The following is a 13,237-nucleotide window of genomic DNA, read 5'->3' as shown; positions in this document are numbered from 1 at the left end:
GCGCGCGGGGCCGCTCAGCTGCCGCACCGGCAGTCGGCGCCGCACGACGCAGCAGTGGATGCGTGGCACGCCGATGCCGACCGCGGAACGTCCAGGGTGGGGTTCCTGTCGAAGAAGCCGTACGGCTTCAGCGAGAAGCCCGCGTAGTCGACCGGCATGATCGGCCAGTCCTCCAGCCGGGGGAAGTGCGTCAGCCCGAAGGTGTGCCACACCACGATGTCTTCGCCGTCGATCGGCCGGTCCTGTGCAATGTACGCGGGGAGCCCGGCGCCGCCCGGGTGCAGGTTGACCGCGTAGCCGGCTGCCCATAGCTCCGACGGCTCGTACTGCGTCACCCACAGGTGGTGGGCGGCGAAGCCGGCGCGTTTGCGCTGGTGCGCCTCGTCCGCGCTGAACAGGGCCGGGCCCGACTCGGGGTGCAGCACGTAGCTGGTGGGACGCCCGACCCGGTTGGTGCGGGAGGTGCTGCTGATGCTCCAGACGCGCCCGACGCGGCCGTCGGCGTCGCGCACCGCGCCGGATTCGGTCCCGAGCCTGGTGATCGTGCGGCCGATGGCGCTTCCCCAGGGGTTCGACTCCGAAACGGGAATGCGGGTCACGTCGATCTCGTCGACCGCGTTGTCGACGCCGTCGACGGTCATGTCGAGGCGTGCGCAGAACATGTGCTGGTGCACGGGTGCGCCGAGTCCCGGCGCGAGCGGGGTGGAGTACGGGTCGTCCCCGCCGTCGTGGGCGCCGGTGAAGACGATGCCGGTGGCCTTGGCCTCCACCTCGAACGTCCCGTCCAGGTAGAAGTAGAAGTAGAACCCGTAGTCGTAGTTGCCGACCGTCGTGAAGAACGAGATGACCAGACGGCGCTGGCGGCGCGCCTCCGAGGTGTGGGTGAACTCGTCGGTGTGCTTCCAGAGGATCCCGTAGTCCTCCTCGTGGATGCAGATCGCGTTCCCGATCGTGCGCGGGCGGCCGAAGTCGTCGGCCACGACCGCGTCGAGGTAGAAGATCTCGCCGAGGCAATCGCAGCCCAGTTCGAGGGAGTTCGCGAGCCGGCCGAACTGGTATTCACCGGCGTCGTAGTAGTTCTGCCAGCCGTGGATCGGCGTCGGGTCCGCGTAGTTGACGACCATCTCCGAGATGGAGGCCCGGTACAGGATCGGCCGCCGCTCCTGCTGGTAGGTGAAGGCGACGTCGTGCAGCGTCAGGCCCTCACGGCCGTTGAAGCCGACGCGGAGGTCCCAGTTCTCCCAGCTCAGCACGCCGTCGTCGTAGCGGAAGCTGACGCCCTCCGGCTGGGTGATCGAGATGGGCTTCAGAGAGGTGCGCAGTGGGCCGGTGACCTCCGGGTCGAGGTAGTCGCCGGACTCCATCGGCACGGTGTCGACCGGGGTCTCGACCAACCGGATCACCGAGCACGAGAGCGTGTCGACGTGCGCGACGACGCCGTCGATCGGGTGCGCCCACGGGAGGTCGGCCTCGTCGGCCTGATAGAAGGCGAGCACGCGGAACATCCGGCGGCCCTCCTCGTCGTCGTAGTCGAAATGCCCGGCGGTGAGCGGACAGGTGCGCACCTTCGTCACGTCGTGGATGCCGCGCTCGGCGAGCGCGGAGACCCAGCCTGCATCGGCCTTGACGATCTCGTCGACGAGCGCGAACTCCTCGTCGAGGACGGGGGCGGTTCCCTCGGTCACGGGGTCTAGCTCCCGCGTGCTGACGACGACGCCGCCGGTCACATCCACGACCACCTGCGTGACCGCGCCGGTCGCGACGTCGAGCAGCAGCGTCTCCACCTCGCGGTGCAGCTGCGCCGCGCGCTCGGGGTCGAGCACGTCGCGCTTGTGCGGCTCGTGCAGCAGCACGTAGGTGAAGCGCGTGTGCTCGGTGACCAGCCCGGCGGCGGTGAGGACCTCGCGCGCCCGGTCGATCTCGGCGCCCGTGAGCGCGGCGAGCGGGTGGATGGTCGTGGTGGCGGTCGTCGTGCTCGCAGTCACCGTGCTCGCAGTCACCGTGCTGGCGGTCATTTGGGACATTCCTCAACTCCTTCGTCGGTGCTCCCGAATTGTTATTGACTCTAGCGTCAAAATCATGCTCCGGGAAGAGCGAAACCGAATTCGTCGGGCAAGATGGGGAGCGTGCCGAAGATCGTCGACCACGACCAGCGCCGCCGCGACATCGTGGAGGCCTACCTGCGGGTGCTTGCGCGCTCGGGTGTCGCGGGCACGCACGGGCGGTCGGTCGCGGCCGAGCTCGGCGTCGTGCCCGGCACCCTCTGGCACTACTTCGACTCCGTCGAGCAGATCGCGGAGGCCGCCGCCAGGCGAGGGGTCGAGCGCACGCTGGCGCGCATCCAGGAGCGGTCGGGCGAGCTGCGCGGACTCGCCGCACTGCTCGCGATCGCTGAGGAGATCCTCCCGATCACCGAGGTCACCCGCGAGGAGGCGCGCGTCGTCGTCGCCTTCTGGGGTCAGGTGCTCCCGGACGCCGACGCACGTTCCGCGTACGGCCGGCCGCGCGAGTTCACCGACCGCACCCGCGTCGCCCTGGCCGAAGCGGTCGCCGACGCCGACCTCGTCGCAGCGACCCCGCTCGAACCGCTGGTGCGCCTGCTCGACTCCGTCTACGCCGGCGAGCAGGTCATCTGGGCGGCCGAGTCCATCGAAGACGACCCCCGGCAGGCCCGCCGATCGTTCGCGACAGCGGTCGCGCCCTGGCTCGCAGAGTCCGCCTCCCCCTCCGCTGCCGCGACAACGCTCCGCAGCTGGACCCGCTGACTCCCCGGCCTCTCAGCCCACCGCGCTCACGAAACGTCCCGGACGACGTCCACCACCGTCTGCGCGAGCGCCACCGCGGCATCCCGGAGCGCCTTCTCCGCCACCGGCCCGACGCACGCCGCGGCGAACTCGGGCTGGTGGTTGGTCGCGGGAAGGCTGCCGATGCCGACATACGGGTGGATGGCCGGGACGAGCTGCGACACGTTGCCCATGTCGGTCGACGCGCGGTTCATCGCCCCGGTGCCGGAGGTGTCGAACACCCTGCCCAGCGCCGCCGCGTTCGCACGATAGTGGTCGAGCGCCCGCTCGTCGGTGCGGAACTCGGAGTACGGCTTGCTCTCCGGCGTGATCGTGAGCGTTGTCCCGGAGGCGAGCGCGCCCGCCTCGAAGCAGCGGTTCACCCTCTGCTCGATCTGATCCAGCTCGTCCAGGGTCTCGGCGCGCACGTACCAGCGGCCCTCCGTCCGGCTCGGGATGGCGTTGGGCGCCTGGCCGCCGACGGTCTGGATGCCGTGGACCCGCGCCGAGTGCGGCAACTGCTGGCGCAGGAGGCCGATGGCGACCTGCGCGACGACGAATGCGTCGTTGGCGTTAACACCCTGCTCCGGATACGCGCCCGCGTGGGCCGCCTTGCCGTCGTACTGCACGTGGGAGTGCGCCACGGCGAACGGCCTCGCCTCTGCGACATCGACCGGCCCAGGATGCGCCATGACGGCCAGGTCGAGACCGGCGAAAGCTCCGCGGTCGAGCAGCTCGATCTTGCCGCCGCCGCCCTCCTCCGCCGGGGTGCCGTACACCTCGACGGTGATGCCGAGCTGGTCCGCGAGCGGCGCGAGCGCGACGGCGACGCCGACGGCGATCGCGGCGATGAGGTTGTGACCGCAGGCGTGGCCCAGCCCCGGGAGTGCGTCGTACTCGGCGCAGACGCCGATGCGCACCCGGCCGGTGCCCGCCGTCGCGAGGAACGCCGTCTCCAACCCGAGGTAGGCGGGCGTCACCGCGAAACCGCGCGACGCGAGTTCGTCGCAGAGCCTGGCGCTGGCGCGGCGCTCGTTCCACGCGGTCTCCGGGTCGGCGTGCAGCGACTCGGAGAGGCCGACCAGCCGGGGCAGCTCGGCGTCGACCTGGTCGCGCACGCGCCGCTTCAGCGCAGCGAGGTCGTCGGCGGCGACTGTGCCGGTCACCGGGTCACTCCTCGCGGTGTCGCTCATCCCCGCGTCACTCATCGCCCGGCACACCGTAGCTCGGCGCTCCGGCCGGCATCAGCCCGCGCGTGACGTACGCGTCGCGCTGCGGCAGCCAAGTCTCGACCAGGATCTCGTCCAGCAGCTCGACGGGATGGTCGGCCCAGTCGACGCGCAGGTCGGTGACCCGCCAGCCGGCGTCGCGCACCACGGCCACGCCCGCCGAGCGGACCGGCCCTTCCTCGCCGCCCGCGGCGACCGCGGCCTTCAGCGCGGACAGCAGCCGCACCTCCAGGTCGCCCTCGGCCGCCTCGAACGCGTCCACCATCAGCTGCGGGAGGTCGGCCGTCGCGAGCATGTTGCCCGCCGCGACCGCGTGCGCCGACTGCGCCTGGCCGTGCGCGCCGAGCACGTGCGACCCCGAATGGATGGCGGAGCGGCCGGCGCGGTCGATCACCAGCAGCTGCCGGAAGTCGATGTCCGGCGTGGAGTCCACGACCCACGCCAGCACCTCCTCCACCGGCCGGCCGTCGCGCAGCCCGGCGATGAGCTGCGGACCGAGCCGGGGATCGGTGATGTTCTGCGAGTGCGCCCCGCCGACGCCGTCCGCGAGGTTGACGCAGCGCGCGGCGACGGCCGGCGAGGACGAGCAGATCGCAGAGCCGATAGCGCCGCTGTCGTCCACGGCGAGGATGGAGAACGTCATCGCGAGCCCTCCCTTGCAGCACCCGAGCTGATGACCGCCGTCGCGTCGATCTCGACCAGCCACTCCGGCCGGGCGAGCGCCGAAACGACGATGCCGGTGGAGACGGGGAAGACGCCCTTCAGCCAGCGGCCGACCACACGGTAGACCGTCTCGCGGTACCGCGGGTCGATCAGGTAGATCACGACTTTGACGATGTCCTCGACACCCGAACCGGCCTCCTCCAGCAGCATGGCGATGTTCGCCATCGCCTTCTCGGCCTGCGCCTCCACGTCGCCGATGCCGACGGACTCCCGTGTCTCCAGGTCCTGGCCGATCTGGCCGCGCAGGTACACGACCCCGTTCGCGACGACCGCCTGGCAGAGATCGTTGTCGAGGTTCTGCTCCGGGTAGGTCTCCTTGGTGTTGAACGGCCGGATCCTGGTGTGCGTCGGCATCAGAGAACCGCTCCTTCCGCCGCGAGTGCGGCCTGCGTGTCATACGCGAGGTAGCCCCGCTGGATCTGGATCTGGTCGGCGATGTGGCCGGCGTCGTGCCAGACGCCCCAGATGAAACTGGAGCCGCGGCGCGACTGCCACGGCAGGCCGAGGAAGTAGACGCCCGGCTCGGTCGAGACGCCGCGCTGGTGCGCCGGTCTGCCGTTCTCGTCGAACGCATCCACCTGCAGCCAGCTGTAGTCGGTGCGGAAGCCGGTCGCCCACAGGATCGTGGTGATCCCTGCTGCCCGCAGGTCGAGTTCGAGGATCGGGTCGGTCAGGCTCGCCGGATCGGCGCCGACCAGGCGCGCCTCCGGTTCCTCGGGCAGGTCGAGTCCGTTGCGGGCGACGTAGGCGTCCGCTTCGTCGAGGAGGGCGAACAGGTTGCCGTCTCCCGCAGCGACGTTGCCGGCGAGGTCTGGCGCGAACCGCATCCGCCCGTCGCTGTATGCGATGGTGCGGCCGACCAGGGTGATCCCGCCCGCGGCGAGCTCGCGGAAGTCGACCGTGTGCCCGCCGTCCGCACCGCTCACGGCGATGGTGACGTGCTCCGCACCCTGGGGAGGCGCCGACAGGTCCCACTTGCCGAGCACGCCGAGCCACCAGACGAAGTCACGGCCGCGATAGCGGCGCGGCGGCCGGTCGTGCGGTCCGACGGAGAGGAAGACCTCGCGGCCCGACCGGCGCAGCTCGTCGGCGATCTGCACGCCGGACGATCCTGCGCCCACGACGAGCACGCCGCCCGCCGGGAGCTGCGCCGGGTTGCGGTAGTCGCTGGAGTGCAGCTGGCTGAGCCCGGAGCCGTCCGGGATGACCGCGGGGATGACGGGGACCTGGAACGGCCCGGTGGCCGCGACAACGTAGCGCGCCTGGAGAACGCCGTCGGAGGTATCGACCGTGAACCCTGGCCGGTCGGAGTTCCGGATGACGCGGGTGACCTCCACGCCGGTGCGGATGGGCGCGTCGATGAGCTTCGTGTATGCGACGAAGTAGTCGGCGACGTCGTCCTTCGGCGCGAAGTCGTCTGCTCCGACCGTCTCGAACTCCAACTTGGGGAAGCGGTCGTGCCAGGCAGGACCGTTGGCGACGAGCGAGTCCCAGCGCCCGGAGCGCCAGCGCTCGGCGATGCGGCCCTTCTCGAGGACGAGATGCGGGATGCCACGGTCGGTCAGATGATCGCTCATCGCCACACCGGCCTGGCCCCCGCCGACGACGACGACCTCGATTTCCTGGCTCGACATGTGATCTCCTTCGCTGATCGGTGAGCGGTCCAGCCATTGTCAGCAGGCGCGCCCGGATCTGTAAAACAATGAGAATCGCCGAATTGGATCAACGGAAGTGATGCCTCCCACGCCGGGTCGCGCGCGTGAATTTTCCATTTTCAAGTCGCCCCCTCGACCCAAGAGTCCGCGCGGCATCGCTTCAGCAGATGCACTTCAGCAGTTTTCAACGCTCGTTTCGATGTGCCGCTCATGCGTACTCTTCCGGCATGACGATCGAAACAACCATCCGCGTCGACGGCCGGGCGCTCATCGACGGCGACAGGGTCCACGCGGCCTCCGGCGGCACCTTCGTCACGATCAACCCGGCGACCGGCTCCGCCATCGCTGAGGTCGCCCAGGGCGGCAGCGCCGACATCGACCGGGCCGTCGCATCGGCGCGCTCCGCTTTCGAGAACGGGTCGTGGAGCGGCCTCGGCGCCGCCGAGCGCGGTGCCGTCCTGCGGCGACTCGCCGACCTCATCGAGCGCGACGCCGACGAGCTCGCACTGCTCGAATCGCTCGACATGGGCAAGCCGCTCTCGCAGACCCGCACCGTCGACGTGCCGGGAACCGCAGCGACGTTCCGCTGGTACGGCGAGCTGGCCGACAAGCTGACCGACGAGGTCCCAGCCACTCCCCCGGGCTCCACGGCGATCGTCAGCAGGGTCGCCCTCGGCGTCGTCGCCGCGATCGTGCCGTGGAACTACCCCCTCGACATCGCCGCCTGGAAGCTCGCGCCCGCCCTGGTTGCCGGCAACAGCGTCGTACTCAAACCCGCGGAGACCACGAGCCTCACCGCCCTCCGGCTCGGCGAGCTCGCCCTGGAGGCCGGCCTCCCTGCCGGCGTGCTCAACGTCGTCCCAGGGCCGGGCTCCGTCATCGGCCGCGCGCTCGGCCTGCACCCAGACGTCGACGCGCTCACCTTCACCGGATCGACCGCTGTCGCCAAGAAGCTGATGACCTACGCCGGGGAGTCGAACCTGAAGCGGCTCAGCCTGGAGGCGGGCGGCAAGAGCTCCAACCTGATCTTCGCCGACGCGGAAGACCTGGCGCTGGCGGCGGAGCAGGCCGCGTTCGGCGCGTTCTACAACCAGGGCGAGGTCTGCTCGGCCAACTCCCGCATCTTCGTCGAGCGCCCGGTCTACGACGAGTTCGTCGGCCTCCTCACCACGGCGGCGCAGGCGTACCGCTCCGGGGACCCGCTCGACCCGGCCAGCGGCAACGGCGCGCTCGTCTCCGAGTCTCACGCCGACAGCGTCGCCGAAGCGATCGCCGCCGCAGCGCGCGATGGCGAGCTGATCGGCGGCGAGCGCCTCCAGCGCGACGGATCGTCCGCGTTCATCGACCCGGCGATCGTCACCGGCCTTCCGCTGTCGCACCCGCTGCACCGCGACGAGATCTTCGGGCCGCTCGTCGTCGTGCAAGCGTTCGACCACGAGGACGACGCCGTGCGCGCCGCGAACGCCACCGACTTCGGTCTCGCCGCCTCGGTCTGGACCTCCAGCCTGTCGCGCGCGCACCGGGTGTCCGGGCGACTGGTCGCCGGCACGGTCTCCGTGAACACCGTGGATGCACTCGGCTCCACCACCCCGTTCGGCGGGTTCAAGCAGTCGGGCTTCGGCCGCGACCTCTCCCGCCACGCCATCGACAACTACGTCGGACTCAAGACCACGTGGTTCCAGCACGCCTAGGGCGCCGCAACCCCCGAGAATGAAGGACGAAGGAGTCCCACCGATGAGTTCACCAGCCAGGAACGACGCGATGCTCGAGACCTCGAACATCCGATCCCAGCACTTCCATAAGACACTCGGCCGTCTCGACATCGTGTTCCTGTCGATCAGCGCGATCATCGCCATCGACACCGTCGCGCAGATCGCCGCGGGGGGAGGCGCTGAGGCGTTCACCTGGACCGTGATCATCGGCATCACGTTCCTGTTCCCGTATGCGCTCGTCATCGCCGAGCTCGGCAGCACCTTCCACGACGAGGGCGGCCCCTTCGTCTGGGTGCGGCTCGCGTTCGGCAAGCTGACGGCCGCGATCGCGACCCTGTTCTACTGGATCACCAACCCGCTCTGGATGGGCGGATCGCTGGTGTTCATCTCCGCGGCCACCTGGAGTGCATACATCGCACCGCTGCCGGAGGGCAGTGCCGGCGACATCGCGTTCAAGCTGATCTTCATCTGGCTGGCCATCGGCACCGCGATCATCGGCCTGAAGTACGGCAAGCACATCGTGGCCGCCGGGGCGATCGTGAAGGTCGCCCTGCTGGTGGTCTTCGTCGTCACGGTTGTCGTCTACGCCGTCCAGAACGGAATCCACGGCTACGCGGCCGGCGACTTCTCCCCCACCCTCGGCGGGTTCCTCGCTGTCACCCCTGTCATCCTGTTCGCGGTCGTCGGCTTCGAGGCGCCCAACGGCGCCGCCGAGGAGATGCGCGACCCGCAGCGCGACGTTCCTCGGGCCATCGCCACCTCCGGCATCATCTCGATCCTCTGCTACCTCGTGCCGATCTTCGCCATCCTGGCGGTGCTGCCCGCCAGCAAGGTGCAGGGCGCGAGCGGTTTCCTGGAGGCGTTCAAGGAGGTCTTCTCCGTCTACGGGCTGGCCTCGGGCCCGGTGATGTTCGTCGCGGGTCTGCTCTTCGTGTTCGTCGTGCTGACCCAGGCCAGTGCGTGGATGATCGCCTCCGACCGCGTGCAGGCCGCGGCCGGCGCCGACGGTGCGTTCTTCCGTTACTTCGGCGCCTTCTCCAAGCGGTTCGGCACCCCGGTGCGGATGAACCTCCTCTCCGGCATCGTCGCCACCGTGTTCTGCGTCGCGGCCACCCTGCTGCTGAAGGGCAGCACGGCGGCCGTGTTCACGGTCGTGCTCACCGTCGCGATCTCGACTCTGCTGCTGTCCTACCTGGTGATCTTCCCGTCGATCGTGCGCCTGCGCCGCAAATACCCGGACGTCGAGCGCCCGTTCCGCGTCCCCGGCGGCCGGGCCGGGCTGTGGATCGCCGTGGTGATCATCTACGCCTGGGTCGCTCTCGGCTCGTGGGTCGCGGTCTTCCCCGGCACCCTGGAATCGGTGTTCGGCCTGAAGTACGACTTCGTCGACACCTGGGGCGTCGACCGGCCGACCTTCGAGGGCTTCACCGTCGGCACCCTGATCGTCATCACGGTCATGGCGCTGGTCGGCTACTACTGGCAGCGGGCGCGCGACCGCCGTGTCGAGCCGCAGCCGGAGGCGCTGCTGGAGCCGGTCAGGGACTGAGGGGTCGCGTCAGGTGCAGTGCCCCCACCCTGATGGCGGTAGCACGTGAGAGCAGGCGATCGGACGCCGACTTGAGTTGGACGCGGCACCGACGAGTCACGAGTGAATCGCCGCTACTATTACGCTCGCTCCGATCCAGAGAACGACAATTGCGGCGATGAGGATGAGAACCGACGCGCGAGGAACGGTACGTGCTGGCGTCGCGCCTCTCGTGCGCCGTTCCCTCCTCTTGGCCCAAACAAAGAAGACAACCGCCCCGATGAGAAGGACCGGGACAACGACCAGACCTACGAACGGTGTCACCTACGGCTCCCAGGTCAAAGCGAGCGCAACAATGCACTTCTCGTCAGCCGTGCGTCCAACTGTGACGGTCATGGCGTGAGTCTAATTTCCTCTGACAGCGGATCGCCGTGCGCTGAGGGTTCGACTTGTGGGGTCTTTCGGGTGTCAGCGCTCCGTCACCAGGTCCGCCGCCCGCTCCGCCACCATCATCACCGTGATGACCGGGTTCACCGAGGTCAGGGTCGGGAACACCGACGCGTCGGCGATGCGCAGCCCGTCGATCCCGCGCACGCGCAGCGCGGGATCGACCACGGCCAGCTCGTCGTCCGCCGCGCCCATCCGGCAGGTGCCGCTCACGTGGTAGACGGTCTGGTGGATCTCGCGCTGAACCGCTGACAGCTCCTCGTCGCTCTGCACGTCCGGACCGGGGAAGACTTCCCGCACCAGGTGGTGCCGCATCGGCTCCTCCTCGGCGATCCGCCGCGCCAGGCGCACCCCGGCGACGAGCATGCGCTCGTCGTGGCCCGAGGCATCCGTGAAGTAGCGGTAGTCGATCACCGGAGGTTCGTCCGGGTCGGCGGTGGCGATGGTGACGCGGCCACGGCTGTGCGGCTTCGCGACGTTCGGGGCGATCGCCACGATCGTCTCCGGGAACACGACCCCGCGCGCACGCGGGTGGTCGACGACCGGCTCGACAGGGAAGTGCATGAGCACATCCGGTCTCGTCGGGTCGCCGTCGACCCCGACCATCGCCCCGGCGTCCCAGCCGGAGGCCGAGACAGCGGAGGGCGCAGCGACGGCCTCCCAGACCACGAGGCCCTCCGCGTGATCCTGGAGGTTCTCCCCCACACCGGCGAGCTCGTGCACCTGCTCGACACCGGCGGCGGCGAGCACAGCGGACGGACCGATCCCGGAGAGCAGCAGCAACCGCGGGGTGTCGATCGCCCCGCAGGCCAGCACGATCTCGCGGCGGGCGCGCACCTCGCGCAGTGCGCCGTCGGAGTCGCGGTAGCGCACCGACACCGCACGGCCGTCCTCGACGACCACGCGCTCCGCACGGGCTCCCGTGATCACATCCAGCGACTCCCGCGCATCCATCACGTCGTGGAGGTAGTGGATCGAGCTCGACCCGCGCACGTTGGTCTGCGGGTCGTAGCCGACCTCGAAGAACCCGGCGCCGCGCGCCAGCGTGTCGGTGCGGCCGTCGTTCCACTGCTCTTGCAGCGGCAGATCGAGCGCTGTAGCCGCCGCGGCGACGACGTCGGCGACGAAGGGATTCCTGTCCGCCGCGCCGACCGGATGGATCGGTATCTGCAGCCGGTCGAAGTACGGCTGGAAGCTCGCCGGGTCCCAGCCGGCGGCTCCGGCCTCCACCCACTCGTCCAGGTCGGAGGCCGGCGGACGCCAGGCGATCATGGTGTTGGCCGTCGAGCAGCCGCCGAGGATGCGCATCCTGGACTGGCGGATGGACGAGTTGCCCCGCTCCTGCGGCACGCTGCCGTAGTCGAGGTCGTACTCGCTTCCGATCATCTCCTCCCAGCGCCGGATCTCGCGGGCGCGGCCCTCGCCGCGGTCGCTCGGCCCCCACTCCAGGAGCGCGACCGTGACGCCGGGATTCTCGGAGAGGCGCGCGGCGACGATGCCGCCCGCAGTGCCGCCGCCGACCACGACATAGTCGTACTCGGCGGCGGGCTGTGCGTGGTCGTCGGTCATTCTGCTCCTGCTGTTCCGATGGTGGACACGGGGGTGACGGCCGGGGCCGGATCGGCCGGCGCCTGGTCGGCCGGCACGGGCGTCTTCGACGGTGCCCACTTCATGAGCGCGTAGTAGAGCGGGCAGATCACAGCCAGGCCGACGATCCAGGAGATGTCGACGCCACCGAGGGCGGTGGCGATCGGCCCGGTGTAGAAGGCGGTGCTGATGAACGGCAGCTGCACGAGGATCCCGAGCACGTAGCAGAGCACCGCGTTGCGGTTGATGCGCCCGTAGATGCCGCCGTCCTGACGGAACAGCGACGCGATGTCGTACTTGCCGTGCTTGACCGCGTAGTAGTCGACCAGGTTGACCGCTGTCCACGGGATCAGCACGCACAGCAACAGGATCATCAGGTTCGACAGGTTGACCAGGAAGTTGCTCGAGAAGGCGAACCCGAGCACGAGTGCGACCAGGAAGAGGATGACCGCGATGGCGCCCCGGGAGGCGGCCCGCGGGATCCACTTCGGGAACAGGGTCTGCCCGATCGTGATGATCGCGAGGCTTCCGCAGTAGAGGTTCATGCCGTTGCTGACGCTGATGCCGACGCCGAAGACGAGCAGCGCCAGACCGGCGATCCCCGGGATGAGCGCGCTCAGCCCCGTGGCGACGTCGTCTTTCGGGAAGGCGGCGCCCACGATCGAGCCGAGCACCATCGGGATGACCGAGCCGAGCACGCAGCCGGCGAAGGTCGCCCAGAACGCGGCGCGCACGCCGGTGTCCTTGGGCATGTACCTGGTGTAGTCCGACACGTATGGTGCGTACGCGATCTGCCACAGCGCGGCCACCGAGATGGTGCCCATGATCCCGGTCGCCGTCACCGAGCCGTAGCTCAGTGCGCTGGCCGGAAGGGTCCCCGCCGCGAAGATGTAAACGAACACCAGCGCGATGGTGAGGCCGGCGACGACGCTCATGACCGTGCCGAAGACGTGCAGGAGGCGGTAGCCGAAGACCGCGCCGAAGACGCTGATCAGGCCGACGAGGACCGTCGACCAGAAGGCGCCGAGGTGGGTCAGCGAGTCGAGCGCCTGACCGCCCAGGATCACGTTGGAGGCGAAGAACGCCACGTACATTCCGACCACGATTACGACGACGAGCAGGCTGCCGTATGAACCGAACTGGGCTCTCGTCTGCAGCATCTGCGGCACGCCCATCTGCGGGCCCTGCGCCGCGTGCAACGCCATCACGACGCCGCCGACGAGGTTGCCGACGACGAGTGCGACGATCGCGGCCCAGATCGGGAGGCCGTACACGGCCGTCGCCAGCAGTCCGGTCGCGATCGACAGCATCATGATGTTGCCGCCGAACCAGATCGTGAACAGGTTGCGGGCCTTGCCGTGCCGTTCGTTCTCGGGGATGTAGTCGATGGTGCGGGTCTCGACGCCGAGGGCGTCGCTGTGAACCTCAGTGCTCATGGGCGTGCTCCTCTTGGTCGCTTGGCATAGAAGCTTCTGCTGCTTTCCCGCATCAATCAACTAAGGTTGCCTGAACCACTGCATCACTTGGGCAGATACAGGGCCGGGGGAAACAGAGCGGAAACATCGTCGTAACCGGA

General features: G+C 69.4%; 10 protein-coding genes. 3 read left to right on the top strand and 7 right to left on the bottom strand.

Annotated elements, in window-relative coordinates:
- Positions 1–14: 14 nt before the first annotated feature.
- Positions 15–2,015, bottom strand: a complete 2,001-nt coding sequence (locus tag AC37TH_RS10045) for a primary-amine oxidase (protein ID WP_490764213.1) — start codon at positions 2,013–2,015, stop codon at positions 15–17.
- A 111-nt stretch (positions 2,016–2,126) separates the two neighbouring features.
- Between AC37TH_RS10045 and AC37TH_RS10040 the strand changes: the two genes are divergently transcribed.
- A complete protein-coding gene (locus AC37TH_RS10040; protein ID WP_490764212.1) occupies positions 2,127–2,765 on the top strand; it encodes a TetR/AcrR family transcriptional regulator in 639 nt (212 codons plus the stop codon).
- Positions 2,766–2,791: 26 nt separating this feature from the next.
- Here the strand turns inward: AC37TH_RS10040 and AC37TH_RS10035 are convergent, their stop codons facing one another.
- Genes AC37TH_RS10035 through AC37TH_RS10020 form a run of 4 tightly spaced genes read right to left on the bottom strand, consistent with a single transcriptional unit; the run spans position 2,792 to position 6,369 of the window.
- Positions 2,792–3,976, bottom strand: a complete 1,185-nt coding sequence (locus AC37TH_RS10035) for a M20 family metallopeptidase (protein ID WP_490764211.1) — start codon at positions 3,974–3,976, stop codon at positions 2,792–2,794.
- A gap of 7 nt (positions 3,977–3,983) precedes the next feature.
- Complete coding sequence (locus tag AC37TH_RS10030) at positions 3,984–4,655, bottom strand: DUF1028 domain-containing protein (protein WP_490764210.1); 672 nt, start codon at positions 4,653–4,655, stop codon at positions 3,984–3,986.
- Positions 4,652–5,089: a RidA family protein gene (locus AC37TH_RS10025; RefSeq protein ID WP_490764209.1), complete on the bottom strand. Its 438-nt coding sequence runs from the start codon at positions 5,087–5,089 to the stop codon at positions 4,652–4,654. The genes AC37TH_RS10030 and AC37TH_RS10025 overlap by 4 nt, the downstream gene beginning before the upstream one ends.
- A complete protein-coding gene (locus AC37TH_RS10020; protein WP_490764208.1) occupies positions 5,089–6,369 on the bottom strand; it encodes a flavin-containing monooxygenase in 1,281 nt (426 codons plus the stop codon). The genes AC37TH_RS10025 and AC37TH_RS10020 overlap by 1 nt, the downstream gene beginning before the upstream one ends.
- A 248-nt stretch (positions 6,370–6,617) precedes the next feature.
- On the opposite strand from AC37TH_RS10020, the gene AC37TH_RS10015 reads away from it, so the two are divergent.
- Positions 6,618–8,081 carry an aldehyde dehydrogenase family protein gene (locus AC37TH_RS10015; protein WP_490764207.1) on the top strand — a complete coding sequence of 488 codons (1,464 nt, stop codon included), beginning with the start codon at positions 6,618–6,620 and terminating at the stop codon, positions 8,079–8,081.
- Positions 8,082–8,124: 43 nt separating this feature from the next.
- The gene (locus AC37TH_RS10010) at positions 8,125–9,648 is read left to right on the top strand and encodes an APC family permease (RefSeq protein WP_490764206.1); all 1,524 of its coding nucleotides are present in this window, start codon (positions 8,125–8,127) and stop codon (positions 9,646–9,648) included.
- A 447-nt stretch (positions 9,649–10,095) separates the two neighbouring features.
- On the opposite strand, the gene AC37TH_RS10005 is transcribed toward AC37TH_RS10010, so the two are convergent.
- Together AC37TH_RS10005 and AC37TH_RS10000 are read right to left on the bottom strand one after the other, a co-directional pair.
- Positions 10,096–11,643, bottom strand: coding sequence for a GMC family oxidoreductase (locus AC37TH_RS10005; protein WP_490764205.1), 1,548 nt, complete (start codon positions 11,641–11,643; stop codon positions 10,096–10,098).
- Positions 11,640–13,097 (bottom strand): purine-cytosine permease family protein, encoded by a 1,458-nt coding sequence (locus tag AC37TH_RS10000; RefSeq protein ID WP_490764204.1) that lies wholly within the window; start codon positions 13,095–13,097, stop codon positions 11,640–11,642. The genes AC37TH_RS10005 and AC37TH_RS10000 overlap by 4 nt, the downstream gene beginning before the upstream one ends.
- Between the last annotated feature and the right edge of the window lie 140 nt (positions 13,098–13,237).

The sequence above is a fragment of the Leifsonia sp. McL0627 genome (assembly GCF_058244615.1).
Note: the sequence above shows the minus strand (reverse complement) of the source record. Positions and strands in the feature narration are given on the sequence as shown.

Coding starts and splice junctions, on each gene's coding strand:
- AC37TH_RS10020 (WP_490764208.1), bottom strand. CDS start 6,369: ATGTCGAGCCAGGAAATCGAGGTCGTCGTCGTCGGCGGGGGCCAGGCC.
- AC37TH_RS10005 (WP_490764205.1), bottom strand. CDS start 11,643: ATGACCGACGACCACGCACAGCCCGCCGCCGAGTACGACTATGTCGTG.
- AC37TH_RS10015 (WP_490764207.1), top strand. CDS start 6,618: ATGACGATCGAAACAACCATCCGCGTCGACGGCCGGGCGCTCATCGAC.
- AC37TH_RS10035 (WP_490764211.1), bottom strand. CDS start 3,976: ATGAGCGACACCGCGAGGAGTGACCCGGTGACCGGCACAGTCGCCGCC.
- AC37TH_RS10010 (WP_490764206.1), top strand. CDS start 8,125: ATGAGTTCACCAGCCAGGAACGACGCGATGCTCGAGACCTCGAACATC.
- AC37TH_RS10025 (WP_490764209.1), bottom strand. CDS start 5,089: ATGCCGACGCACACCAGGATCCGGCCGTTCAACACCAAGGAGACCTAC.
- AC37TH_RS10045 (WP_490764213.1), bottom strand. CDS start 2,015: ATGACCGCCAGCACGGTGACTGCGAGCACGGTGACTGCGAGCACGACG.
- AC37TH_RS10030 (WP_490764210.1), bottom strand. CDS start 4,655: ATGACGTTCTCCATCCTCGCCGTGGACGACAGCGGCGCTATCGGCTCT.
- AC37TH_RS10000 (WP_490764204.1), bottom strand. CDS start 13,097: ATGAGCACTGAGGTTCACAGCGACGCCCTCGGCGTCGAGACCCGCACC.